Below are 25,054 nucleotides of genomic sequence, written 5' to 3' on the forward strand. Positions count from 1 at the left end.
TAAAAACCCGAGCCGCGAACAACGTTAGGAAAAAACCCATGTCATCGAGGCTTTCGGCGGGCGCCACGTAGGACTTTTCGCAGTCACCGACCGCAAAGCGTTTCAGGGCTCTGACCAACGGGTTGTGTCACTCAAGGACATCACGGCGTTCGCGCACAAACGCACGCTGCACACGCTCATATTGGCTCGGGGTCAGCGGCGGCGGGCCGACAGCACCGGCCAACATCCGCGGCTCACTGCCGACCGCCCGCGCCTGGATCACAAAGAGCCGTACCTGCGCGCGTCGACCACGGCGGGTCGCCTCGCCCTCACGGTGAAAACCACCCAGCCACAAGCGCCTGCCTTGAGGTACGCGCACCACAGAGCTGACGGCCATTCGCCCCACCGCTCCTGCCGAGCCGGGCTTGAATTGGCTGTCCATCTGACGGCCATCCTCAAGGTTCACCAGCATCTCGATCTGATGCGCTCCGGCGAAGCGCGGGAGCACACTGGCTTCAATGCCATACCGCACGGGCTGCCAATCACCCTTATCGTCGCCGGGCCGTGGCAGGTAAAACGTATGGTTATCCTGGAAAACCGCAGGCACGTTTTCCTGGGTAAGGATTACGGGAAACGCGACGACTTTGGCCTTGCGCCGGCGCTCCAGCACACCGAGCTGTGCCATCAAGCGGTTGTCTTCCAAAGGTTCCAGTACGCGCGTCACGAAAGCCCCGGTCTCGGTTTCCTGAGCCCAGGCTGCGCCCATCCTGACGAATTCACTGCGCTCCACCTCCACTTGCCACAGCGACACCTCAATCGGCCGCTTGGGCTTGTCGAGCTCCGCCACCAGCTCCTCAAGCACCTTCACCTGAGCAGGTTTGCCCTTGATCAACAGGCTGTTTGAATCCGGATAAGCCATCACCACCAGGCTCTTGTCGGCCAGCAAACCCGGGGGTCGTTGCGTGTCCTTCTTTTGCTCGCTGGCCAGCACGCTTTCGATCATCGAGGCCATGCCCGGAACGTTGACCTGGTCGTCGCCCATCGAATACGTGCGATCCGCCACGTGCGTGTTGAACACCTGCACCACGCCGAAGGTTTGCGTGCCGACGCGGACCTCAGTGCGCTGCTTGTCCATCAGTTGAGCCAAGTGCAATACCTGGTCGACATAGTTAGGTGGCCCGGACACATAGAACGTCCGCCCGCCGCTCTCCCTCAGGGGAAAGCGCGACTCATCAAGCCCGGAACGGCGCATGAACCCGCGCAGCCTGTCGACCGAGATATGCCGCAGCGCTACCGCCGAGCTTTTTGCCTCCCCGGCGTCATACAGGTAAAGCACTTGCCCGTCGCTGTACCAGATCAGGCCTTGCTGCTCGGCGACGGTTTCCAGCGTGTGCTGCGCCGCCCCAAGGTCGAATTGCCCGGTGATGGTTTTACGCGCCACCTCGCGGCTGACAACGACAGGCAAGCCCAAGGGCACCGACAGCGCGGTAAAAAAGGTATGCAGGCTTTCATCCCGCGCCTGATAGCTATCCCCCAAAGCGCACGCGTTTGCCAACAGCAGTGCACCGCACAGCAGCCAGCGGCATAACCTGCGGTAACTGCGCATAGTTGGGGAATAGATAGACACCGTGGATGTTCCTCGCCGTCTGGCGCAAAGAGGCGGCCATACTGGAAGGCAGCTGAGTTTCAATCTTGATGGAAAGCTGACGGCGGACTGCGCTTGAAGCCCCGTGGCATGTGCCTTGCTAAGAGCTATGTATCAAAGCCTGCACCAACGTCGGAGCAGGCTTACGGACAATGGCGTCGTTTCCCTGCAATGGCTTGCGCTGCCACCCGCGCAACCCTCAAGGGTTACGACGCTTTTTTTTGAGCAAAGGTGAGTGTTGATGAACGATTCGGTCGGCAACAGCCCGGTGAGCCATCCGCTGGCCTGGGTGAACGGCAGTGACGCCCCGGAAAAGAGCAGCCTCGACCTGGGCTTCATGGCGCTGACCGATTGCGCCTCGCTGGTGGTCGCCGCCACCCAGGGTTTCGCCCAACCCTACGGCCTGACGCTGAACCTCAAGCGCCAATCGTCCTGGGCCAACCTGCGCGACAAACTGGTCAGCGGCGAACTGGACGCCGCCCATAGCCTCTATGGGTTGATCTATGCCGTGCACCTGGGCATCGGCGGCGTAGCGCCGACCGACATGGCTGTCCTGATGGGGCTCAACCAGAACGGCCAGAGCATCAACCTGTCCCAAGGCCTGCAACAGCAAGGCGTGATCACTCCTGAGGCACTAGACCGCCACGTGCACCAAAGCCGCACAAAACTGACCTTTGCACAGACATTTCCCACAGGCACTCACGCCATGTGGCTGTATTACTGGCTGGCGAGCCAAGGCATTCATCCGTTGCACGACGTCGACAGCGTGGTGGTACCGCCGCCGCAGATGGTCGCGCACCTGCAAGCCGGGCGCATCGATGGGTTTTGCGTGGGCGAGCCCTGGTGTGCCAGCGCGGTGAAGCAAAACCAGGGGTTCACCCTGGCGACCACCCAGGCGATCTGGCCGAATCATCCGGAAAAGGTTCTAGGTTGCACCCAGGCGTTTGTCGATCAATACCCGAACACCGCTCGCGTCCTGGTGATGGCGATTCTCGAGGCCAGCCGCTTTATCGAGCAAAGCCAGGAAAACCGCCGCTCCACCGCACAATTACTCAGTGCTCGCGACTACCTCGATGCACCGCTCGACTGCATCGAGCCACGCCTGCTGGGTGCTTATGACGACGGCCTCGGCCACCAGTGGCAAGACCCACATGCCCTGCGGTTTTTCGGCGATGGCGAAGTAAACCTGCCGTACCTTTGCGACGGTATGTGGTTCATGACCCAGTTTCGGCGCTGGGGCTTGCTGCGCGAAGATCCGGACTACCTGGGCGTGGCCCGCCGCGTGCAGCAACTGGATTTATACCGTCAGGCCGCTGCCGCCGTGGGCGTCAACGCAAACGCAGCGGACATGCGCAGCAGCCAACTGATCGACGGCAAAATCTGGGACGGCTCCGACCCCGCCGCCTACGCGCGCAGCTTCCGACTGCACGCCATGGCAGACCACCCCAGCCACGAAGCGCAGCGCTGACAGGACGACCTTTATGTTACGCATCCTGTTAATCAACGATACGCCGCGCAAGGTCGGGCGCCTCAAGGCCGCATTGATCGAAGCCGGGTTCGAGGTGATCGATGAGTCTGGCCTGACCATCGACCTGCCCGCGCGCGTCGAAACGGTGCGCCCGGACGTGATCCTGATCGATACCGAGTCACCTGGCCGAGATGTAATGGAGCAGGTGGTACTGGTCAGCCGCGATCAGCCCCGGCCGATCGTGATGTTTACCGACGAACACGACCCGAACGTAATGCGCCAGGCCATCAAATCCGGGGTCAGCGCTTATATCGTCGAAGGCATTCAGGCCCAGCGCCTGCAGCCGATCCTGGACGTGGCCATGGCCCGTTTTGAAAGTGACCAGGCCTTGCGCGCCCAGCTCCAGGCGCGCGACCAGCAACTGGCCGAGCGTAAACGCATCGAGCTGGCCAAAGGCATGTTGATGAAAATGAAGCACTGCAACGAAGAAGAGGCCTACACCCTGATGCGCCGCCAAGCCATGAGCCGCCAACAGAAACTGATCCAGGTGGCGGAGCAGATTATCGCCATGAGCGAGTTGCTTGGCTGATCTGGCGCAGCTCTTGCTAAGCATTCACCACAGGTAACCAACGGCGGTTGCCCCTTCTACGACAAAGACGTCGCCCATCCGGTTTGCCCTCGCGAACCCGATGGCGGCGTTTTTTCGTTTTGGCCCCAGCGCCTGGGGCCGATGGGGCGGCTTTTAGCCAGCGGCCCCATCACTCGGCCTTCTTACAAGACCCCAACCGTTGAGGTGCGTGATGAAATCAAGCTTCTGGAAATCCGGGCACACCCCGACCCTGTTTGCCGCGTTCCTGTATTTCGACCTGAGTTTCATGGTCTGGTACCTGCTGGGCCCGCTGGCGGTGCAGATTGCCGCCGACCTGCACTTGACCACCCAACAGCGCGGGCTGGTAGTGGCCACGCCGATCCTGGCCGGCGCGGTGCTGCGTTTTCTGATGGGCATGCTGGCCGACAAACTGTCGCCTAAAACCGCCGGGCTGATCGGCCAGGTCATTGTGATTGCCGCACTGTTCGGTGCCTGGCAACTGGGCATCCACAGTTACGAGCAGGCCCTGCTGCTGGGCGTGTTCCTGGGCATGGCGGGCGCGTCGTTTGCGGTCGCCCTGCCGTTGGCCTCTCAGTGGTATCCCGCGGAACACCAGGGCAAGGCCATGGGCATCGCCGGTGCCGGCAACTCCGGCACCGTGTTTGCCGCGCTGCTGGCCCCGGTACTCGCCGCCGCGTTTGGCTGGAGCAATGTGTTCGGCTTCGCGCTGATTCCATTGGTCATCACGCTGGCCGTCTTCGCCTGGCTGGCGCGCAATGCCCCGGAACGCCCGAAAGCCAAATCCATGGCCGACTACTTTAAAGCCCTGGGCGACCGCGACAGCTGGTGGTTCATGTTCTTTTACAGCGTGACGTTCGGCGGCTTTATCGGCCTGGCCAGCGCCCTGCCCGGCTACTTTAACGACCAATACGGCTTGAGCCCGGTGACCGCCGGCTACTACACCGCCGCCTGTGTGTTTGGCGGCAGCCTGATGCGCCCGTTGGGTGGCGCCCTGGCGGACCGTTTCGGCGGGATTCGCACCTTGCTTGGCATGTACAGCGTGGCGGCAATCTGCATCGCGGCGGTGGGTTTCAACCTGCCAAGTTCTTACGCGGCCTTGGCACTTTTCGTCTGCACCATGCTCGGCCTCGGCGCAGGTAATGGCGCGGTGTTTCAACTGGTGCCCCAGCGTTTTCGCCGCGAGATCGGCGTGATGACCGGCCTGATCGGCATGGCCGGCGGGATCGGCGGCTTCGCCCTCGCGGCAGGCATGGGCGCGATCAAGCAAAGCACCGGCAGTTATCAAATGGCCCTGTGGCTGTTCGCCAGCCTCGGCGTGCTGGCCTGGTTCGGACTGCACGGGGTCAAACGTCGCTGGAGAACCACCTGGGGTTCGGCCGCCGTGACCGCCGCACGCGTCTGATGGGCTTGCAACTGAGTGTCGCGCAAGCCAGCGCCATTGGCCCTCGGGCCGAAAACCAGGACGCCCTGCGCGTCGTCACACCCGTGGCGGAACTGGCGGCGAGTAAAGGTTACCTGTGCGCCATCGCCGATGGCGTCAGCCAATGCGCCGACGGCGGCCTGGCGGCGCGCTCGACCTTGCAGGCGCTGGCGCTGGACTACTACGCCACGCCGCAAACCTGGGGCGTGGCCCAGGCGCTCGAGCGTCTGTTGCTGGCGCAGAATCGCTGGTTGCAGGCCAACGGCGGCGGCCAGCCGCTGCTGACCACCTTGAGTGCGCTGGTGTTTCGCGGCCAACGTTTCACCCTCGCGCATGTCGGCGATTGCCGGGTGTATCGCTGGCTGGGCGGCGAGTTGCAGCGCATCAGCGAAGACCATGTGTGGGAACAACCGGGCATGCAGCACGTGCTCAAGCGCGCGCTCGGCCTGGACCAACACTTGGTGCTGGATTTTCTCGACGGTGAACTGCGCGCAGGCGAATGTTTTTTATTGCTCAGCGATGGCGTGTGGGCCGCCTTGGGTGAGCACAGCATCAGTTCGATCCTGCGCGAGCAAACTGACCTCGATGTGGCGGTCAACACGCTGGTCAACGCCGCGCACCTGGCCGCCAGCCAGGACAATGCCAGCGCCCTGCTGGTGCGCATCGACCAGCTCGGCGCCGCCACCCTGGGCGATGCGCTGGTGCAGTTGCAGCAATGGCCGCTGCCCCCTTCGCTCAAACCTGGGCAACGCTTTGAAGGCTGGCAGATTGAAAGCCTGCTGGCGCAGAGCCGACAGTCGTTGCTGTACCGGGTACGTGATGCCCAGCAGCAACCCTGGCTGCTGAAAACCTTGCCGCTCAACCGCGACGATGACAGCGATACCGGCCAAGCGTTGCTATCTGAAGAGTGGTTTTTGCGCCGGGTTGCCGGGCGCGCGTTTCCTGAAGTCCACGCGGCCAGTGGGCGTCAGCATCTGTACTACGTGATGCGCGAATACCCGGGGCAAACCCTTGCCGAACTGTTCCGGCACCAGGGTCCATTGCCCCTGGCGCAGTGGCAGTCCATCGCCGAGCGGTTGCTGCGGGCGATGGGCCTGCTGCACCGGCGACAAATCCTGCACCGCGATATCAAGCCGGAAAACCTGCTGCTGGGTGACGATGGCGAACTGCGCGTGCTGGATTTTGGCCTGGCCTATTGCCCGGGGCTCTCCGAAGACCGCGCTCATTTGCTGCCCGGCACGCCAAGTTTTATCGCACCCGAGGCGTTCAGCGGCGAGCCGCCTACGCCGCAGCAGGATTTATACAGTGTCGGCGTTACCTTGTATTACCTGCTGACCGGGCATTATCCCTACGGCGAAATCGAAGCTTTCCAACGGCCGCGTTTCGCCCAGCCCGTCAGCGCCAGCCGCTATCGTCCCGACCTGCCTGACTGGTTGCCACTGAGCCTGGAACGCGCCGTGGCGGCTTCACCCGCGCAACGTTATGAAACCGCCGAAGAATGGCTGCTGGTGCTGGAGCAGGCCGACCGCCGTGAACTGAGCGTGCGACCACGGCCCTTGCTGGAGCGCGAACCGCTCAAGGTCTGGCAAAGCCTCGCCGCCATGTCGCTGCTGGTCAATCTGGTGCTGCTGTACTGGCTGTTGCACCACTAGAGGGCAAATTCCCAGGCAGCGCTGACTCAAAGCCCCAATAAACCCGCAAGCTGGCCAACTTGGCACAGCCACTGCATTAGCTTCCCCAACAACACACATACAGCCGTCCCTTCAACGTCGAAGGAGCGAGCTTCCCGAGAGAACGGGACCAGGACAAAGGCGTCCTCGCTAGATCACTAGCGGGGACGCCTTTTTTTGTTTGCGCGTAATTGGTCGAGCCATTGCGGAGAACGACATGAAAAAACTCAAATTGGTGATGATCGGCAACGGCATGGCCGGGGTTCGCACCCTTGAAGAATTGCTCAAGCTGAGCAGCGACCTGTACGACATCACCGTGTTCGGCGCCGAGCCCCACACCAACTACAACCGCATTCTGCTGTCGCCGGTGCTGGCCGGCGAGCAAACGTTCGAAGAGATCGTGCTCAACGATCTCGACTGGTACCTGGATAACCACATCAAGCTGTTGCTCAACCGCAAAGTGGTGCAGATCGACCGTGTCAAACGCCTGGTCATCGCCGAAGACGGCACCGCAGCCGAGTACGATCGCCTGCTGATCGCCACCGGCTCGACGCCATTTATCCTGCCGATCCCAGGCAATACCTTGCAAGGCGTGATCGGCTACCGCGACATCGCCGACACTCAGGCCATGATCGACACCGCCAAAACCCACAAGCACGCTGTGGTGATCGGCGGTGGCTTGCTCGGCCTGGAGGCCGCCAACGGCCTGATGTTGCGCGGCATGCACGTGACCGTGGTGCATATCGGCGAATGGCTGTTGGAGCGGCAGCTGGACAAGACCAGCGGCCAACTGCTGCAAACCGAACTGGAAAGCCGTGGCCTGGTGTTCCGTCTACAAGAACAGACCCAGGCGCTGCACGATGCCGGTAACGGCCGTGTCGGCTCGGTGCAATTCAAGAACGGCGACGTCATCCCCGCTAACCTGGTGGTGATGGCCGCCGGCATCCGCCCCAACACCGAACTCGCAGAAAAATCCGGCATCCCGTGCAACCGCGGGATTCTGGTCAACGACACCTTGCAGACCTACGACCCACGCATTTATGCCATCGGCGAATGCGCCAGCCATCGTGGTATCGCCTATGGCCTGGTTGCGCCACTGTTCGAGCAAGCCAAAGTCTGCGCCAATCACCTGGCGCAGCTGGGCTTTGCCACCTACAAGGGCTCGGTCACCTCAACCAAATTGAAGGTCACCGGTATCGACCTGTTCTCCGCCGGCGACTTTATGGGCGGCGAAGGCACCGAAACCATCACCCTCAGCGACCCGATTGGCGGCGTGTACAAAAAATTGGTGATCAAGGACGACATCCTGGTCGGCGCCTGTCTGTACGGCGATACCGCGGACGGCGGTTGGTATTTCCGTCAGATCCGTGAGAACCATGCGATAGGCGAGATCCGCGATCACCTGATGTTCGGCGAAAACGCTTTAGGCGATGTCGGCCATCAAGGCCAGGACAAGGCCATGAGCATGGCCGACAACGCCGAAGTCTGCGGTTGCAACGGCGTATGCAAGGGCACCATCGTCAAGGCGATCCAGGCGCACGGGCTGTTCAGCGTTGACGAGGTCAAGAAGCACACCAAGGCCGCCAGCTCCTGCGGCTCCTGCGCCGGGCTGGTGGAGCAGATCCTGATCAACACCGTGGGCGGTGCCGCGGACGTCAAACCGAAGAGCGAAAAGGCGATCTGCGGTTGCAGCGACCTCAACCACGGGCAAATTCGCCAGGCCATCCGCGATCAGCACTTGCTGACCATCTCCGGCACAATGAGCTACCTGAACTGGCGCACACCCAACGGCTGCGCCACCTGCCGCCCGGCGCTCAACTATTACCTGATCTCCACTTGGCCAGGCGAAGCCAAGGATGACCCGCAATCGCGCCTGATCAACGAACGCGCCCACGCCAACATTCAGAAAGACGGCACCTACTCCGTAGTCCCGCGGATGTGGGGCGGTGTGACCAATCCGTCAGAGCTGCGGCGTATTGCCGACGTGGCCGACAAGTACAACGTGCCGATGGTCAAGGTCACCGGCGGTCAACGCATCGACCTGCTGGGCATCAAGAAACAGGACCTGCCAGGGGTTTGGAAAGACCTCGACATGCCTTCCGGTCACGCCTATGGCAAATCCATCCGCACCGTGAAGACTTGCGTCGGCAGTGAGTTCTGCCGTTTTGGCACACAGAACTCGACGCAGTTGGGCATTGAGCTGGAGCATGACCTGTTCAATATGTGGTCGCCGCACAAGGTCAAGCTGGCGGTGTCCGGTTGCCCTCGCAATTGCTCGGAAGCCGGCATCAAGGACGTGGGCATCATCGGCGTGGATTCCGGCTGGGAGATGTACATCGGCGGCAACGGCGGGATCAAAACCGAAGTCGCGGAGTTCTTCGTCAAGCTGAAAACCGCCGACGAAGTCCGTGAATACAACGGCGCTTTCCTGCAGCTTTACCGCGAAGAAGCCTTCTACCTAGAGCGCACCGTGCACTACCTGCAACGCGTGGGCATGGAGCACATCAAGAAGGCCGTACTGGAAGACCCGGCTCGCCGCCAAGCCCTCAACGAGCGTCTGCAGTTTTCGCTGTCGTTCGAACAAGACCCCTGGAAAGAACGCCTGGAGCAGCCGCTGCTGAAAAAGGAATTCGAGGTCATCCCCGTCAAACAGCTGGAGGTGCCGGTATGAACTGGCTGGATATCTGCGCACTCGATGAAATCAACGCCCTGGGCTCGCGCATCATCAATGGGCCCAAAGGTGATATCGCGATTTTTCGTACCAGTGATGACGAAGTGTTCGCCCTCGATGACCGCTGCCCGCACAAGGGCGGTCCGTTGTCCCAAGGCCTGATCTACGGCAAGCGCGTAGCCTGCCCGCTGCACAACTGGCAAATTGATCTGGCATCCGGCGAAGCCCAGGCACCGGACATCGGCTGCGCACACCATCACCACGCCCGCGTGGAAAATGGCCGGGTCATGCTGGCCCTGCGGGACGCGGGTTGATGAACCGCCAGGTCACCGCGTCCACCTGCTGTTACTGCGGGGTGGGTTGCGGCGTGCTGATCGAGCACGATGGCGCGCAGATCCTCGGTGTACAAGGCGACCCGAACCACCCGGCGAACTTCGGCAAGTTGTGCAGCAAAGGCTCCAGTCTGCACCTGACCGGCGACCTGGCGGCCCGCGCCTTGTACCCGGAGCTACGTCTGGGCAAAGGCCTGGCGCGGGCACGCACCGACTGGGAAACCGCACTGGAGCACGCGGCCAACGTGTTCGCCGAGACCATCAGCGAACACGGGCCGGACAGCGTGGCGTTCTACATTTCCGGGCAATTGCTGACCGAGGACTATTACAGCTTCAACAAGCTGGCTCGCGCGCTGGTCGGCACCAACAACATCGACAGCAACTCGCGGCTGTGCATGTCCTCGGCAGTGGTGGGCTACAAGCGCAGCCTGGGCGCCGATGCGCCGCCGTGCAGTTATGAAGACCTGGAGTGCAGCGACTGCGTAATGATCGTCGGCAGCAACATGGCCTACGCCCACCCGGTATTGTTCCGACGCCTTGAGGAAGCCAAAGCGCGGCGCCCGCAGATGAGAGTGCTGGTGATCGACCCACGCCGCACGGACACCTGCGATTTGGCTGACTTGCACCTGGCCATCCTGCCTGGGACGGATGTGGCGTTGTTCCATGGGATTTTGCATCTGTTGCTGTGGGAAGACTGGGTCGACCGAGACTTTATCCAGGCGCATACCGATGGGCTGGCCGAGCTGAAACGGCTGGTGCATGACTACACGCCGCAAATGGTCACGCAGCTGTGCGGGATCAGCGTCGAGCAGCTGCGCCTGTGCGCCGAATGGGTCGGTACCTCCAGCAGTTTTCTGTCGCTGTGGTGCATGGGGCTCAACCAATCCACCGCCGGCAGCGCCAAAAACAGCGCGCTGATCAACTTGCACTTGGCCACCGGCACGATTGGCCGAGCGGGCTGTGGGCCGTTTTCCCTGACTGGCCAGCCGAATGCGATGGGTGGACGCGAGACCGGCAGTTTGTCGAATTTGCTGCCCGGCCATCGCGAGGCGGCCAACCCGGAACATCGGGCCGAAGTGGCCGCGTATTGGGGTGTTGAACAACTGCCCGCCAGCACCGGGCTGACCGCCATCGAACTGTTTGAACAGGTACAGGCCGGCAAGATCAAGGCCTTGTGGATCGCCTGCACTAACCCTGCCCAATCCTTGCCCGACCAGAACACCGTGCGCATGGCCTTGGAGACGTGCCCTTTCGTGGTGCTACAGGAGGCTTTTCGTACAACAGAAACGGCCCGTTTCGCTGACTTGCTGCTGCCGGCGGCCAGTTGGGGCGAGAAAGAAGGCACGGTAACCAACTCTGAACGGCGCATTTCCCACGTGCGACGGGCCATCGCCCCACCTGGGGAGGCGCGCCCGGATTGGGCGATCACTGTGGATTTTGCCCAGCGCCTGGAGCGACGTCTTTGTCCCGGAAAACCGGGGCTTTTCGCCTTTGAACACCCCTCGCAGCTCTTTGATGAGTACAAACTGCTGACCCGCAACCGTGACCTTGACCTGTCGGGCATCAGCCATGCCCTGCTCGATCGGATGGGTCCGCAGCAATGGCCGTTTCCCGCGGGCGCGCAATCTGGAACTGCGCGCCTGTACACCGACGGCGTATTCCCGACCGAGAGCGGCCGCGCGCACTTTTTTGCCGAACCCTACCGCGCCGCCAAAGAGCAGCGCGACGCACGCTTCCCGCTGACGCTGATCACCGGCCGCCTGCGTGATCAATGGCACGGCATGAGTCGCACAGGCACTGCAGCCCAGTTGTTTGGTCATGTGAACGAAGCACTGCTGAGCGTGCACCCGGATGAGTTGCGCCGCCATCGCTTCAAGGACGGAGATCTGGTCAACCTCAAAAGCCGTCGCGGCAGCGTGATTATTGCCCTCAACAGTGATGACAGCGTGCGCCCCGGCCAAGCGTTCCTGCCGATGCATTGGGGTGACCGTTTTCTCAAAGGGGGCGTGAATACGCTGACCCAGCCAGCCTTCGACCCTTTGTCGAAACAGCCGGAACTCAAACACAGCGGTGTACGCCTGGAGGCTGTGCAACTGCCGTGGCAGCTGTTTGCGTTGATCGAAGGCGATGTGCAGCAACACGTCGAGGCACTGCGCCCGCTGTGCGAGGGCTTTGCCTACGTGAGCCTGAGCCTGGCCGGGCGCGAACGGCCGGCACTGGTGGTGCGCGCGGCACATACCGAGGCGCCCGACCTGCAACTGCTGACCCGTATCGACGCACTGCTGGGGCTCAACGACGGCCCAGTGATGGCGTACGACGACCCGCGTCGCTCGATCGGTAAACGCGTAAAAATCGAAAAAGGCCGGATTACCGCGTTGCGCCTGGCCGGTGAAACCCTGGCTCGGCATTGGTTGCAAAGCCTTTGGCTGGAAGGCCGCACTGACGATCAATTGCGACGCTGGCTGCTGGCACCGCTCAGTGCGCCGCCGGGCGGTGCGGCAGCCAGCGGCAAGATTGTGTGCAACTGCAAGAACGTCAGCGAAAACGCCGTGTGCGCAGGCATCACTCGCGGCCTGGACCTTAACGGGCTCAAACAGGCGCTGGGCTGCGGCACGCAATGCGGCTCGTGCGTACCGGAAATCAAACGTCTTTTGGCCAGCAACGCGCAGCCAATCGCAATCAGTGTGTGAGGGAAAAACATGAGCGCAAAAATCTGGCTGGTGGGTGCCGGGCCCGGTGATCCTGAACTGCTGACCCTGAAGGCGGTACGGGCACTCCATGAGGCCGATGTGGTGTTGATTGATGACCTGCTCAACCCCGCAGTGCTGGAACACTGCCTTAACGCGCGGATTATCAGCGTAGGCAAACGCGGTGGCTGCCGTTCGACACCACAGGAGTTTATCCATCGCCTGATGCTGCGTTATGCCCGGCAAGGCAAATGCGTGGTGCGATTAAAGGGGGGTGACCCATGCATTTTCGGGCGTGGCGGCGAAGAAGCGACGTGGTTGCGCGAACATGGTGTGGATGTGGAGTTGGTCAACGGGATCACGGCGGGCCTGGCCGGAGCAACAAACTGCGATATCCCGCTGACGTTGCGTGGGGTCAGTCGCGGTGTAACGCTCGTTACGGCACATACCCAGGACAACAGCAGCCTGAACTGGCGTGCACTGGCCGAAAGCGGGACGACGTTGGTGGTGTATATGGGCGTGGCGAAGCTGGAGGAAATCCGTCAGCAGCTGCTGGAGAGCGCCATGGCAGAGGATATGCCGGTGGCGATGATCGAAAACGCATCGCTGCCTCAACAGCGAGAATGCCGTAGCACGTTGGGGCAGATGCACAAGGATGCGCAGACGTTCGCCTTGAAGAGCCCGGCAATTCTGGTGATCGGCAGTGTCGCCGCGGCTGCACAGACGGCATGCGTGGCGGTATCCGCCAGCGCCTGAAGCAAACGCCAGACGAAAAAAAGCCCGGCCTAAGCCGGGCTTTTTTTTACCACTCAGTAATTACTGAGCAGCTTGAGCTTCTACCGAGGCTTCTACGCGACGGTTGATAGCACGGCCAGCTTCAGTTGCGTTGTCAGCAACTGGGCGGGATTTGCCATAACCAACCGAGCTTACACGGTTAGGAGCGATACCGTCTTTGACCAGAACTTGCTTGACCGCGTCAGCACGACGCTGGGACAGCTTCTGGTTGTAAGCGTCAGGACCGACGGAGTCAGTGTGACCTTCAACAACGGTGGTGGTTTGTGGGTACTGTTTCATGAAGTCAGCGAGGTTTTTCACGTCGCCGTAGCTGTTAGGCTTAACAACCGACTTGTCGAAGTCGAACTTCACGTCCAGCTCAACACGAACAACCTGAGCAACTGGAGCTTCTGGCTCTGGAGTTGGCTCTGGAGCTGGTGCTGGGGTAGGAGCTGGAGCTACTGCGCCGGCGTTGCCGCCGAAGTTCACACCCAGGCCAACCAGTGCGGAGTAATCCCACTTGCCGTTGTCCAGGTTGTAGTCAGACTCAACACCGGCACGTGCGAACAGGTTGTTGGTGAAGTAGTACTTCACGCCAGCGCCAGCGATAGCCAGGGTGGACTGATCGCGACCTTTGTGGCCGTCAACTTCAACGTTGGTACGGCTCTGGTGACCGAAACCACCTTCAACGTATGGACGCAGGGAGTCAACACCGGCCTGACCGAAGTGGTACTGAGCAGTCACGCTGCCAGTGTCACCTTTGATCTTCTGGCTACCAGTACCGTCGTTCGAACGGGTGTGGTTGGTAGTGTCGTAGTTCAGGTTGATCGACACGTCGTCGGTCAAGAAGTAACCGATGCTTGCGCCAGGGTTGAAGCCGTCTTCGATGTGCTTAACGCTATCGTTGTACTGCTTCTTGTAGAACAGCTGGCCTTCAACTGCGCCTTGGCCTTGTGCCAGAGCGCCGAAAGAAGTGGCAGCAATAAGAGAACCAATGGCAAAGCCCAAGGTGTTTTTCAGTTTCATCCGTTAAATCCCCATCTGGTGATTGTAAAGCAGTCCCACAAACCGGGGGACAACTCGGCGACAAGTCTAACAGAACTTGCCTACACGTAAGAGATATTTGCCACGCACTAAGTTTCAGTCTCGCCCGCAAATTTCTCACGTAATTTATCAAGAGCACGCTTGTAACGCATTTTTGTAGCACTCAAACCCATGTGCATGATGTCAGCAATTTCCTGAAACTCCAGCTCTGCGACAAATCGTAGCACCAAAATTTCACGGTCAATTGGGTTCACATGCACCAACCAGCGATCAAGTCCACCCTTTTCCTCGGGTGCCGGCGCCTTTTCTTCAGACGCTTCCTCAAGGGGGTCGAGACTCAAAGCGTCCATCAACCGACGCTTTCGCCGCTCCTTACGATACTGCGTGATGCACTCGTTATACGTGATGCTGTAGAGCCATGTCTTGAACTTCGATTTGCCCTCGAAGTTCTTCAGGCCATACAGCACCTTGAGCATCACTTCCTGACAGACATCGTCCGCATCTCTATCGTTCCCTAAATACCTTGAACAAACGTTGAACAGAGTGCGTTGATATCTGCGCATCAATTCTTCGTACGCGCGTGTTACGTGAAACAGCTCCGTGTGTGCGCGCGCGACCAACTCCTCATCAGAGAGCTCACGGGGGTCATAGCGCGTGGACAGCGTTTGGGCTTTATTCAAAACAAGTCGTGCCGACAGTCAGGTCAATGTCCGCTACAGCCCGGTCACCCGGGTTTGCGGCGGCGTACATTAGCAGGGTTTGCCGGATTAGCGGCTACTGACCTGCTGCTCCAGGAGAATCCGATTGGACAGCGATACCAGCTCACCGTCATCGGTCAGCACGGTCGTCTTGACTGTGCCGATCTCCTCGATTTGCCCTTCGACCTCGCCCACACGCACCTGTTGCCCAACCTGATACAGCTCACGCACATAGATTCCCGCAAGAATCTGACCGGCAATTTCCCGGCTTCCCAACCCCATGGCCAGCGCAACGGCCAGACCAACGGTAATCAAAACAATCACAATCACATGGTTGAGCAGGTCAGTTTTGACCTCCAGCTGGCTGATCGCGACGGAAATACTGATGATGATCACCAGCCCCTGAGCGATCCGCCCCAGGCCCGCAGCATAGTCCAGCCCCACACCTTCAGCGGCTCCACGCACCAGCCCATTGGCCAGTTGCGCCAGTAAAACGCCTACGAGCAGCACCAGCGCGCCACCGAAAACCTTCGGCAAATACAGCGCCAGCATGTCGAGCGTAGCTGAAACTCGCTCAAGTCCAAGGGATTGAGCTGCAGAAACCAGAAAAATAAGTAAAACGAACCAGTAAACGATCTTCCCGATGAGGGTCGAGATCGGTACTTGCAGCCCGGCACGCCCCAACAGCTTGGTCAGGCCCGTGCCTGCCATCAAGCGGTCCAGCCCCAGTTTTGCGAGCAATTTGGACAGCAGGGTGTCGAGCAGCTTGGCCACGACAAAGCCCAGCAAGACCAAAACCAGAGCACCAAACAGGTTGGGAATGAAATTCGCCACCTTGGTCCACAATGCAGTCATCGCAGTGACCAGGCTCTGGGTCCAGAGATCAAGTTCCATATTCAATCAGCCTTATCAGCAGTGCGAGCAAGAGGTTTACGACGGGAAACCGGCGACACATGGGCCGAACCATTGTTCAGAGCCATCATCAGCGCCGGCAGCCAACGACCGAGCAGCCCGAACAGATCTCCCGCACCGACCTGACGGTTGGCGGTTTTCAACACGCGACCCAGGCAGGCGTCGTCGTCACGGTTGGACGGCGAAGCATTAAGCATGTCACGCAATGACTGTTCGAACGGATCGTGCATAAAGACCTCTCGCAAGTGATTTAAAAGACGAGGGTTAAATTCATGGGGTCACATGTACCCCCTACTACGTTCAGGTCATATTCAGGTCAAACCCAGCGCAATCGTCGAAATAGCCACCATTGTCCCAAGGCGACGGCCACCATCATCAGGCACGCAATCATGAATCCATAGGGGCTGGCGGAGAACGGAATCCCGCCCACATTGATACCCAGCAAACCGGTGAGAAAACTCATCGGCAAAAAAATCCCGGTGATGATACCGAAGCGGTACATGGTGCGATTCATCCGCAGGCTCAATCGCCGGTCGTCGGTCTCAAGCACAAGCCCCACGCGCTCTCGAGCCAATTCGAGCTCTTCCAGGTAACGCGTCAGGCTGTTGTGTAATTCGTTCCAGTAGTCAGCATCGTCATCACAAAACCACGGCAATTTGGTTCGCGTCAGTTGGGCAAAAATATCTCGCTGAGGGGCGAGAAAACGTTTGAGCCCCGCCGCGCGCCGACGGATCTGCAGGACGCTGCCATGTTCCGGAGTATACCGTTCGTCGGCATCCAGTTTTTCTTCTTCGATATCGACGACTTCAGACAAATCGGTAACCAGATCCTGCACTTTGTTGGTCAGGTACTGCGCCATATAAAGGATGAGTTCCGAAGCGGTTCTCGGCCCTTTGCCCTCCGCCAGTTGCACCAGCAACTCATCGGTGGCGCGCAGCGGACGCAGGCGCAAGGAAATCACGCGATCGGCCGCTGCGAAGATGCGCACCGACACCATGTCTTCCGGTTCGGCGCCCGGGTTCAGGTTGACCCCGCGCAGAAACAGCAGCAATTGGGCTTCGGGCAGTGGCAACAGGCGCGGACGGGTGTTTTCCTCCAGCAGCAAGTCGCAGGCGAACTCGCTCAAGCCGCTGGATTTACGCAGCCAGGTCTGGGTCTGCGGATGGCTGCGATCCCAATGCAGCCACAGGCTTTCCTGAGGCTGAAGTTGCAAGTCGTCGAGCTCAGTCCGGGCAATCGAACGCGCACCGCCTTTACCATCCAGCACCAGGGCATGCACCAGCCCCCATTGCGCGTTTTCTTCCTCGAACATCCTCACCCCTATCGGCAACAGCAGTTTATTCAGGCATTTTCAGTGGGCTGGGCGAGACGATCACGCCATTATTGTCCGCATAAATGTATTCACCGGGCCGGAACGTCACGCCGGCGAAAGTCACCACCACGTTCAAGTCGCCAATGCCGCGCTTGTCGGTCTTCATCGGGTGAGTGGCCAGCGCCTGCACGCCCAGATCGGTTTGGGCAATGACATCGACATCCCGGATGCAGCCATAGATCACCAGCCCTTCCCAGCCGTTTTTTGCAGCTTTCTCGGCAATCATGTCGCCGAGCAACGCGCGACGCAGCGAACCGCCACCGTCGACCACCAGCACCTTGCCGGCACCCGGTTGATCGGCCTGTTCCTTGACCAGGGAGTTGTCCTCGAAGCATTTGATGGTGACGATCTCGCCGCCAAAAGAATCCCGGCCACCGAAATTACTGAACATCGGCTCAACCACCTGCACCAGCTCCGGGTAGGCGTCGCACAGATCGGGCGTCACGTAATGGTTCATCGAGAAACTCCTGTCATCAAAGAAGAGGTCGAACATCCCACGGTGTACATCAGAAAAACGTGTCGCAACAGGCAATATTTAACGGTTCACCGGTTGGCGGCGGCCATGATCGGACTCGCTTCGTCGCAACGCAATAGCGACTGCGCGACTGAATATGACCAGAAGCGTTTAACGCGTCATATCTTAGCCGCAACCACACACGAGTGAAACGCCCTTGGCAGAGCGCTTGATCAAACAGCTGCCAGTACCTGCGGGTGCGCCCCGGCCAAAGGTGTCAATGGATCGTTCAACCACCGCGCCACCATTGGCCATACCTCGGCTTGAGCGGCTTTGCTGACCAGCATCTCGACATGCCCGAAATCCTCGCTGAAGCCCTGCTGGCGCCCCAGACACAGGTATTGGCGGTGCTCGGAGCCGACTTGCTCGAACAACTTGCGGCACGCCCAATCCGGGTCCTGCTGGTCACCGGCGGCACTCACCGCCAACAACGGCACATCGACTTCGGCGAGGCCCTTCCACCAATCCTGTTGCCCATCGCCAAAGCGACCGAACAGGCCGTTCCAGCGCATGGCTTCGATCATCACGCCCGCAGGCTCATCCTCCGGACCACGCTTGAGCCGCGCGCCGGACACCTCGCCAAAACGTTTCAGGAGCAAACGAGCGGTCCACTCCACCGGTGGAATTTTCAACGGCCAGTGGGTACGGCTCACCTGGCAACCAAACAACGCCACCGAGGCCGCCGCTGGCGCCCCCAGGTACTGCCCGCCGAGGGCTGCAGCCAGTGCAGTGCCGCCCAGGGAATGCCCGATCCAGTGCGGGATTTGTGCACTTTGCTCACGCACAAACGCGCCGATGGCCGGCAAATCGTAACGCGCGTAGTCGGCAACGCGATTTCTCGCGTAGTCATGGTTGCGCTTGGACAAGCCATGCCCGCGCATTTCCGCAATCCACACATCAAAGCCCTGGCGCGCCAGATAAGCGCCCAAACCGAGGCCTTTGGGCGAGTACCAGAAACGTCGGTTGGAAAAGCTACCGTGCAACAAAATGACCGGCGTGCCCCGGTTTTCCGGGACATCGGCCAGGCCCAAACGCGTCACGGCCAGCTCGACGGTGCCGTCGGGGCTGTTGCCGGGTTTGAGGCGGTACACGTCTTCACTCAGGTCGCCGCGACGTTCAGCACTGATCAGGGCGACGGGAAACAGGTTGCTGCTGCTTTGCATAATGCTCTTGCACAAAAAAGGGCGGCGTCCGGAAGGAGTTCCGCCCTGCACAGATAAGAATGCCGGTCACCCTTGAGGAGTGACCGGCACTTTTTAAGTCACGACCTTAGGCGGACGCTTGCCCTTCCGCCAGGAAGAACCAGGTTTCCAGCACGGAATCGGGGTTCAGCGAGACGCTTTCGATGCCCTGTTCCATCAGCCATTTGGCCAGGTCCGGGTGGTCGGAAGGGCCCTGGCCGCAGATGCCGATGTACTTGCCGGCCTTGTTACAGGCCTGGATGGCGTTGGCCAGCAGCTTCTTGACCGCAGGGTTACGCTCATCGAACAGGTGGGCGATGATCCCCGAGTCACGGTCCAGGCCCAGGGTCAGCTGAGTCAGGTCGTTGGAGCCAATGGAGAAACCGTCGAAGAACTCCAGGAACTCTTCGGCCAAAATGGCGTTGGACGGCAGCTCGCACATCATGATGACGCGCAGGCCGTTTTCACCACGGCTCAGGCCGTTTTCTGCGAGCAGGTCGACCACTTGGCTCGCTTCGCCCAAGGTACGCACGAACGGCACCATGATCTCGACGTTGGTCAGGCCCATCTCATTGCGCACGCGCTTGAGAGCACGGCACTCAAGCTCGAAGCAATCGCGGAAGGCCTCGCTGATGTAACGCGAGGCGCCACGAAAGCCCAGCATCGGGTTTTCTTCTTCCGGCTCGTAGAGCTTGCCGCCGATCAGGTTGGCGTATTCGTTGGACTTGAAGTCCGACAGGCGCACGATGACCTTTTTCGGGTAGAACGCCGCCGCCAGGGTGCTGATGCCTTCCACCAGCTTCTCGACGTAGAAGCCCACCGGGTCGTTGTAGCCGGCAATGCGCTTGTCGACGCTTTCCTTGATGTCCAGCGGCAGGCCGTCGTAGTTCAGCAGGGCCTTGGGGTGCACGCCGATCATGCGGTTGATGATGAACTCCAGGCGGGCCAGGCCCACACCGGCGTTCGGCAACTGCGCGAAATCAAAAGCGCGGTCCGGGTTGCCGACGTTCATCATGATCTTGAACGGCAGGTCCGGCATGGCATCGATGGAGTTTTGCTTGATGTCGAAGCCCAGCTCACCTTCAAAGATGAAACCGGTGTCGCCTTCAGCGCAGGATACGGTCACGCCCTGGCCGTCTTTCAACAGTTGGGTCGCGTTGCCGCAACCCACCACCGCAGGAATGCCCAGCTCACGCGCAATGATCGCCGCGTGGCAAGTACGCCCGCCCCGGTTGGTGACGATGGCGCTGGCGCGTTTCATCACCGGCTCCCAGTCCGGGTCGGTCATGTCGGACACCAGCACGTCGCCCGGCTGGACTTTGTCCATCTCGGACACGTCCTTGATGATCCGCACCTTGCCGGCGCCGATGCGCTGGCCGATGGCACGGCCTTCCACCAGCACGGTGCCGGTTTCTTTCAGCAGGTAGCGTTCCATGACGTTGGCGGAAGTGCGGCTTTTCACGGTTTCAGGACGCGCCTGCACGATGTACAGCTTGCCGTCATCACCGTCCTTGGCCCACTCGATGTCCATCGGGCACTTATAGTGCTTTTCGATGATCATCGCTTGCTTGGCCAACTCGCTGACCTCAGCGTCGGTCAGGCAGAAACGCGCGCGCTCGGCCTTGTCGACTTCAACGGTTTTTACCGAACGACCGGCCTTGGCCTCGTCGCCGTAGATCATCTTGATGGCCTTGCTGCCCAGGTTGCGGCGCAGGATCGCCGGGCGACCGGCCTCAAGCGTGTGTTTGTGGACGTAAAATTCGTCCGGGTTGACCGCGCCCTGCACGACGGTTTCGCCCAGGCCGTAGGCGCCGGTGATGAACACCACGTCACGGAAACCGGATTCGGTGTCCAGAGTAAACATCACGCCGGCAGTGCCGGTTTCCGAACGCACCATGCGCTGCACGCCGGCAGACAAAGCCACCAGCTTGTGGTCGAAACCTTGGTGTACGCGGTAGGAAATAGCGCGGTCGTTGAACAGCGAGGCGAACACTTCCTTGGCGGCGCGGATGACGTTTTCGACGCCGCGGATATTCAGGAAGGTTTCCTGCTGACCGGCAAAGGAGGCGTCCGGCAAGTCTTCGGCGGTGGCCGAGGAGCGCACGGCAACGGCCATGTCCGGGTTGCCGGCCGACAATGTAGCGAAGGCGGTGCGGATTTCTTCGTTGAGCTTCTCGGGGAACTCGGCGTCCATGATCCATTGACGGATCTGGGCACCGGTCTTGGCCAGGGCGTTGACGTCATCGACGTCCAGGGCGTCCAGCGCGGCGTGGATCTGGGCGTTGAGGCCGCTCAGCTCGAGGAAGTCGCGGTAAGCCTGGGCCGTGGTGGCGAAACCACCGGGCACCGAGACACCAGCGCCTGCAAGATTACTGATCATCTCGCCGAGGGATGCGTTCTTGCCCCCCACATGCTCTACATCATGGACGCCGAGCTTATCGAGGGAAACTACGTACTCTACCAAGGTGATCTCTCCACTTTCTGTGTTGGAAAAGCTCAGGACGCCAGCGGCTCAGTAGGAGCAAACGCCAGCGCTTGTGGCCTGGACCTGGAAAATAAGTGAGAATGCGGCCCACTGCGGGACGGCAAAATCGCGCCTATCATATCCAAGATTCGCCATCAGCTTAAGGCCCAGGGCTCAAATGAAACGATCTGCTTTCTTTATCTCCGACGGCACCGGCATCACAGCCGAAACATTGGGTCAGAGCCTGCTCGCGCAGTTCGAAAACATTACCTTCGCCAAATTCACGCGGCCCTATATCGACAGCGTGGATAAAGCGCGAGCCATGGTACAACAAATCAATCTGGCGGCCGAAAAAGACGGTTTTCGTCCGATCATTTTCGACACCATCGTCAATCAAGACATCCGTGAGATCCTCGCCACCTCCAATGGTTTCATGATCGACATCTTCTCCACGTTCCTGGCGCCACTGGAACAGGAGTTGAGTGAACACTCCTCCTACTCAGTAGGAAAGTCCCATTCCATTGGCCACAACTCCAACTATATGGAGCGTATCGAGGCGGTCAACTTTGCCCTCGACAACGATGACGGCGCCCGCACTCATTACTATGACAAGGCCGATTTGATCCTGGTGGGCGTGTCCCGCTGCGGCAAAACCCCTACGTGCCTGTACATGGCCATGCAGTTCGGTATCCGCGCCGCCAATTACCCGCTGACCGAAGACGACATGGAGCACCTGACGCTGCCGGCCGCCCTGCGCGCGCACCAGCACAAGCTGTTCGGCCTGACCATTGACCCGGACCGCCTCACGGCGATTCGTAACGAACGCAAGCCCAATAGCCGCTACTCCAGCTACGCACAGTGCGAGTTCGAAGTACGCGAGGTGGAAAATCTGTTCCGTCGCGAGAATATTGCGCACATCAATTCCACGCATTTTTCGGTGGAAGAGATTTCGGCGAAGATTCTGGTGGAGAAAGGTGTAGAGCGCAGGTTCAAATAACTGCACTGTCTGAACTGACGCCTTCGCGGGCAAGCCCGCTCCCACACTTGACCGAGTTCCAACACTGGAATGCATTCAAATGTGGGAGCTGGCTGGCCTGCGATGAACGATAACGCGGTAAACCTGCTTACAGGTGAAACCTGCCACCACCCTGCCCCAACGCCGTCGCCAGCGCATCAAACCCCGCCCGCAACAACTGATCGTCACCCGACGTATTACAGATACTCGCCCGAATAAACTGAGGCACCGCCGTTTGCCCTACGGCAAAGGCTTCGGCCGTGGCGATCAGGTAATTATTCTGCTTGAGTTCCGCCTCGATTTCCGACGCGCGCCAGGGCTCCGGCACTTCAATCCAAAAATGCGGGCTGTTGAGGTGGGTGCGGTACTCCAGGCCGCTCAGCAGGTCGCGCACCAGGGCTTTGCGGCGGCTGATCTCGTTGATCTGCTGACGTAGCAGGTATTCCGCCGTGCCGTTTTCGATCCACTGGGTCGCCAGTTCCAGAGTCACTGGCGTGGCCATCCAGCAGGTCGAGCGCAAGGCCGCCGAAATACGACTGACCAGCGCCGGTGGCGCATGCACGTAGCCCACCCGCAACCCCGCGGACACCGCCTTGCTCAGGCTACTGATCAAAATCGTACGTTCAGGCGCGAAATGGCTGAGGGGCGGTGGCCGATCTTCTACCAATACGCCGTGGGCTTCGTCTTCAAGAATCAGCAGATTGTGCTCGCGACACACCTTGACCAACGCTTCCCGGCGCGCGACCGACAACACCGCCGTGGTCGGGTTCTGGATGGTGGGCGTGCAGTACAACGCCGAAACCCGGTGATTACGACAGACTTCATCCAGCGCGCCCGGCAGCACGCCTTCTTCGTCCATCTCCAGGCCGATCAGGCGCACGCCGAGCATGCGCGCGGCCGTGATCAGCCCGGGATAGGTCAGCTGTTCGGTGACCACCGTATCGCCCGCCCGCAGCAATGCCATCATCGCGCACAGCAGGCCATGCTGGCCGCCATTGACGCAGATGACCTGCTCGGGAATCGGGTGAAAATCACGCTGCACCAGCCACTGCGCCCCGGCCTCACGGTAGCGCGGCAAACCGGCATCCGGGGTGTAGGCGCTGATGTCCTGGAGGAACTTGGCGTTGGTCGACAAGGTTTGGAAGCTCTGGGCCAGAAACACCGTCTCCTGACCAGGAATATGCATGTTACGGCTCATGTCGAAGTAATGGCGCGGCTCCTCGCTGACGTTGCGAAAGCCTTCATCACGCTGGCGCTCCATCCCACGCTTGCGAACGAAAGTGCCGTCACCCACCCGCGCCACCACCAACCCGAGGCGTTCCAGTTCGCCGTAGGCTCGGCTGATAGTGCCGATGGTTACACCCAGATTGTCGGAAAGCACCCGATGGGGCGGCAGTTTTCGTCCGGGTTCAATCAAGCCTTCAAGGATGCCTCGTTCCATCACATCGGACAGGCGCTTGTACTTCACGCCCTGACCGCTGGACAACCCCTCACGCATAATTGACACCATGTCAATATTTGTTTTGACAGCCATCATTCGCCCTAATAGTGTGCTTTTACGGGTTCAATAACCGAATGAAACAACTTAATACACAGTCAATATAGAGTTCAATTCCGGCTCAGGGAAGCAATAAACGATGCCAATGTCCGCCGTTCTTGAAAACACAACAAAAACAAAAACTCAGAAACAGTGGTTGGCCGGCCTGGTAACCAGCGTGATGTTTCTTATCGTGTGCCTGAGTTGGGGCACTACGTGGCTGGGGATCAAGATCGCCGTCGAGAGCGTGCCACCGCTGACCTCGGCGGGCCTGCGCTTCCTGATCGCCTTCCCGTTGTTCCTGTGTTTCGCCCTGGTGCGCCGTGAGCCCATCCTGTTCCCGCGCGAAAGCCGCTGGTTCTTCGTATTCGTGACACTGTCCTACTTCAGCGTTCCCTATTACCTGCTCAACTACGGCGAGATGCATGTCTCTTCCGGCCTCACCGCGCTGCTGTTCAGCTGCATGCCGGTGTTTATCCTGATTTTCTCCGCGCTGTTTCTGCGCGAACGCATCTATTTTTCCCAGGTGGTCGGCATCGGCATCGGTTTCGGCAGCCTCTACATGATCATCAAGAGCCAGGGCCTGCACCTGGACCATGCTGAATTTTTCGGGGTGCTGGCAATTCTGACCGCCGCGATCATGCATGCCTTGTGCTACGTCATTACCAAGCAAAAAGGCAGCGCCATCAGCGTGATCACCTACAACACGCTGCCCATCGGCATTGCCGGGTTGATGCTGTTTGTGGCCGGCCTGTGGTTTGAAACACCCACCTTCGAAACCATCACGCTGCGTTCCTGGAGCGCGCTGTTCTACCTGGGGCTGGTGGCGTCGGTGGGCGGGTTTATCGTGTATTTCATGCTGCTCAAGCGCTTGAGTCCGATCATTCTGTCGTTCGTGTTCATCATCTTCCCGGTATTCGCGGTGATCATCGGCGCCTGGTACGAAGGCGTGGAAATTTCCCGCGACCTGATGCTGTACTCCGCCATCCTGCTGGCTGGTTTCGCGATCACCAAGCTGCCTTTCGAAAAACTCCTGGCCAAGAAAAATTGAGCCTCCTGAC

20 protein-coding genes are annotated in these 25,054 nt (G+C 60.0%); 10 read left to right on the plus strand and 10 right to left on the minus strand.

All coding sequences use genetic code 11. The features are described 5' to 3' along the window. Positions 1–127 precede the first annotated feature (127 nt). On the minus strand, positions 128–1,606 hold the full coding sequence (sctC, locus tag ACP7B3_RS07340) for a type III secretion system outer membrane ring subunit SctC (RefSeq protein ID WP_426178539.1): 1,479 nt from the start codon (positions 1,604–1,606) through the stop codon (positions 128–130). A gap of 259 nt (positions 1,607–1,865) precedes the next feature. Here sctC and ACP7B3_RS07345 point away from each other — a divergent pair, with 259 nt between their 5' ends. The 8 genes from ACP7B3_RS07345 to cobA all read left to right on the plus strand — a co-directional run bounded on the left by ACP7B3_RS07345 (position 1,866) and on the right by cobA (position 13,238). Continuing rightward, positions 1,866–3,092, plus strand: coding sequence for a CmpA/NrtA family ABC transporter substrate-binding protein (locus tag ACP7B3_RS07345; protein ID WP_426178540.1), 1,227 nt, complete (start codon positions 1,866–1,868; stop codon positions 3,090–3,092). Positions 3,093–3,105: 13 nt separating this feature from the next. Continuing rightward, positions 3,106–3,681: an ANTAR domain-containing response regulator gene (locus ACP7B3_RS07350; RefSeq protein ID WP_083357333.1), complete on the plus strand. Its 576-nt coding sequence runs from the start codon at positions 3,106–3,108 to the stop codon at positions 3,679–3,681. A gap of 211 nt (positions 3,682–3,892) precedes the next feature. Further along, positions 3,893–5,104 carry a nitrate/nitrite transporter gene (locus tag ACP7B3_RS07355; protein WP_426178541.1) on the plus strand — a complete coding sequence of 404 codons (1,212 nt, stop codon included), beginning with the start codon at positions 3,893–3,895 and terminating at the stop codon, positions 5,102–5,104. Further along, positions 5,104–6,774 (plus strand): protein kinase domain-containing protein, encoded by a 1,671-nt coding sequence (locus tag ACP7B3_RS07360; RefSeq protein WP_426178542.1) that lies wholly within the window; start codon positions 5,104–5,106, stop codon positions 6,772–6,774. Before ACP7B3_RS07355 ends, ACP7B3_RS07360 begins: the two co-directional genes overlap by 1 nt. 235 nt (positions 6,775–7,009) lie before the next feature. Then, the gene (gene nirB, locus ACP7B3_RS07365) at positions 7,010–9,463 is read left to right on the plus strand and encodes a nitrite reductase large subunit NirB (protein ID WP_426178543.1); all 2,454 of its coding nucleotides are present in this window, start codon (positions 7,010–7,012) and stop codon (positions 9,461–9,463) included. Continuing rightward, positions 9,460–9,777: a nitrite reductase small subunit NirD gene (gene nirD / locus ACP7B3_RS07370; RefSeq protein WP_145159126.1), complete on the plus strand. Its 318-nt coding sequence runs from the start codon at positions 9,460–9,462 to the stop codon at positions 9,775–9,777. Before nirB ends, nirD begins: the two co-directional genes overlap by 4 nt. Then, entirely contained in the window at positions 9,777–12,485 is a 2,709-nt protein-coding gene (locus ACP7B3_RS07375; protein WP_426178544.1) for a molybdopterin-dependent oxidoreductase, read from the plus strand. Before nirD ends, ACP7B3_RS07375 begins: the two co-directional genes overlap by 1 nt. Before the next feature lie 9 nt (positions 12,486–12,494). Continuing rightward, the gene (cobA, locus tag ACP7B3_RS07380) at positions 12,495–13,238 is read left to right on the plus strand and encodes a uroporphyrinogen-III C-methyltransferase (protein WP_426178545.1); all 744 of its coding nucleotides are present in this window, start codon (positions 12,495–12,497) and stop codon (positions 13,236–13,238) included. A gap of 60 nt (positions 13,239–13,298) precedes the next feature. Here the strand turns inward: cobA and ACP7B3_RS07385 are convergent, their stop codons facing one another. The 8 genes from ACP7B3_RS07385 to ppsA form a co-directional block, all read right to left on the minus strand. After that, positions 13,299–14,282: an OmpA family protein gene (locus ACP7B3_RS07385; RefSeq protein WP_106576304.1), complete on the minus strand. Its 984-nt coding sequence runs from the start codon at positions 14,280–14,282 to the stop codon at positions 13,299–13,301. 107 nt (positions 14,283–14,389) lie between these two features. Beyond that, the gene (gene sigX / locus ACP7B3_RS07390) at positions 14,390–14,980 is read right to left on the minus strand and encodes an RNA polymerase sigma factor SigX (RefSeq protein ID WP_034120675.1); all 591 of its coding nucleotides are present in this window, start codon (positions 14,978–14,980) and stop codon (positions 14,390–14,392) included. A gap of 87 nt (positions 14,981–15,067) precedes the next feature. Beyond that, a complete protein-coding gene (locus ACP7B3_RS07395; RefSeq protein ID WP_003193288.1) occupies positions 15,068–15,892 on the minus strand; it encodes a mechanosensitive ion channel family protein in 825 nt (274 codons plus the stop codon). A gap of 2 nt (positions 15,893–15,894) precedes the next feature. Beyond that, entirely contained in the window at positions 15,895–16,140 is a 246-nt protein-coding gene (locus ACP7B3_RS07400; RefSeq protein ID WP_005790375.1) for a hypothetical protein, read from the minus strand. Between the two features lie 86 nt (positions 16,141–16,226). Beyond that, on the minus strand, positions 16,227–17,222 hold the full coding sequence (locus tag ACP7B3_RS07405) for a zinc transporter ZntB (RefSeq protein ID WP_426178546.1): 996 nt from the start codon (positions 17,220–17,222) through the stop codon (positions 16,227–16,229). A 25-nt stretch (positions 17,223–17,247) separates the two neighbouring features. Next, positions 17,248–17,739: a ribonuclease E activity regulator RraA gene (gene rraA / locus ACP7B3_RS07410; RefSeq protein ID WP_145159137.1), complete on the minus strand. Its 492-nt coding sequence runs from the start codon at positions 17,737–17,739 to the stop codon at positions 17,248–17,250. Between the two features lie 230 nt (positions 17,740–17,969). Continuing rightward, positions 17,970–18,959, minus strand: coding sequence for an alpha/beta fold hydrolase (locus tag ACP7B3_RS07415; RefSeq protein WP_426178547.1), 990 nt, complete (start codon positions 18,957–18,959; stop codon positions 17,970–17,972). Between the two features lie 106 nt (positions 18,960–19,065). Next, on the minus strand, positions 19,066–21,441 hold the full coding sequence (ppsA, locus tag ACP7B3_RS07420) for a phosphoenolpyruvate synthase (RefSeq protein WP_106576300.1): 2,376 nt from the start codon (positions 21,439–21,441) through the stop codon (positions 19,066–19,068). A gap of 178 nt (positions 21,442–21,619) precedes the next feature. Between ppsA and ppsR the strand changes: the two genes are divergently transcribed. Next, positions 21,620–22,438, plus strand: a complete 819-nt coding sequence (gene ppsR / locus ACP7B3_RS07425) for a posphoenolpyruvate synthetase regulatory kinase/phosphorylase PpsR (RefSeq protein ID WP_058412273.1) — start codon at positions 21,620–21,622, stop codon at positions 22,436–22,438. A 127-nt stretch (positions 22,439–22,565) separates the two neighbouring features. On the opposite strand, the gene ACP7B3_RS07430 is transcribed toward ppsR, so the two are convergent. Then, positions 22,566–23,990, minus strand: coding sequence for a PLP-dependent aminotransferase family protein (locus tag ACP7B3_RS07430; protein ID WP_416362834.1), 1,425 nt, complete (start codon positions 23,988–23,990; stop codon positions 22,566–22,568). Between the two features lie 160 nt (positions 23,991–24,150). Here ACP7B3_RS07430 and ACP7B3_RS07435 point away from each other — a divergent pair, with 160 nt between their 5' ends. Beyond that, on the plus strand, positions 24,151–25,044 hold the full coding sequence (locus ACP7B3_RS07435; RefSeq protein WP_426178548.1) for a DMT family transporter: 894 nt from the start codon (positions 24,151–24,153) through the stop codon (positions 25,042–25,044). Positions 25,045–25,054: the final 10 nt, after the last annotated feature.

It is taken from the genome of Pseudomonas sp. TWRC1-2 (assembly GCF_049896685.1).
GTDB lineage: Bacteria > Pseudomonadota > Gammaproteobacteria > Pseudomonadales > Pseudomonadaceae > Aquipseudomonas.

Bases quoted from the DNA above. Each gene is read 5' to 3' on its own strand.
- ACP7B3_RS07350 (WP_083357333.1), top strand. From the start codon at position 3,106: ATGTTACGCATCCTGTTAATCAACGATACGCCGCGCAAGGTCGGGCGC.
- cobA (WP_426178545.1), top strand. From the start codon at position 12,495: ATGAGCGCAAAAATCTGGCTGGTGGGTGCCGGGCCCGGTGATCCTGAA.
- ACP7B3_RS07345 (WP_426178540.1), top strand. From the start codon at position 1,866: ATGAACGATTCGGTCGGCAACAGCCCGGTGAGCCATCCGCTGGCCTGG.
- ACP7B3_RS07405 (WP_426178546.1), bottom strand. From the start codon at position 17,222: ATGTTCGAGGAAGAAAACGCGCAATGGGGGCTGGTGCATGCCCTGGTG.
- rraA (WP_145159137.1), bottom strand. From the start codon at position 17,739: ATGAACCATTACGTGACGCCCGATCTGTGCGACGCCTACCCGGAGCTG.
- ACP7B3_RS07395 (WP_003193288.1), bottom strand. From the start codon at position 15,892: ATGGAACTTGATCTCTGGACCCAGAGCCTGGTCACTGCGATGACTGCA.
- ACP7B3_RS07375 (WP_426178544.1), top strand. From the start codon at position 9,777: ATGAACCGCCAGGTCACCGCGTCCACCTGCTGTTACTGCGGGGTGGGT.
- ACP7B3_RS07355 (WP_426178541.1), top strand. From the start codon at position 3,893: ATGAAATCAAGCTTCTGGAAATCCGGGCACACCCCGACCCTGTTTGCC.
- ppsR (WP_058412273.1), top strand. From the start codon at position 21,620: ATGAAACGATCTGCTTTCTTTATCTCCGACGGCACCGGCATCACAGCC.
- ACP7B3_RS07400 (WP_005790375.1), bottom strand. From the start codon at position 16,140: ATGCACGATCCGTTCGAACAGTCATTGCGTGACATGCTTAATGCTTCG.
- ACP7B3_RS07430 (WP_416362834.1), bottom strand. From the start codon at position 23,990: ATGGCTGTCAAAACAAATATTGACATGGTGTCAATTATGCGTGAGGGG.
- ACP7B3_RS07385 (WP_106576304.1), bottom strand. From the start codon at position 14,282: ATGAAACTGAAAAACACCTTGGGCTTTGCCATTGGTTCTCTTATTGCT.
- ACP7B3_RS07360 (WP_426178542.1), top strand. From the start codon at position 5,104: ATGGGCTTGCAACTGAGTGTCGCGCAAGCCAGCGCCATTGGCCCTCGG.
- nirD (WP_145159126.1), top strand. From the start codon at position 9,460: ATGAACTGGCTGGATATCTGCGCACTCGATGAAATCAACGCCCTGGGC.
- nirB (WP_426178543.1), top strand. From the start codon at position 7,010: ATGAAAAAACTCAAATTGGTGATGATCGGCAACGGCATGGCCGGGGTT.
- ACP7B3_RS07415 (WP_426178547.1), bottom strand. From the start codon at position 18,959: ATGCAAAGCAGCAGCAACCTGTTTCCCGTCGCCCTGATCAGTGCTGAA.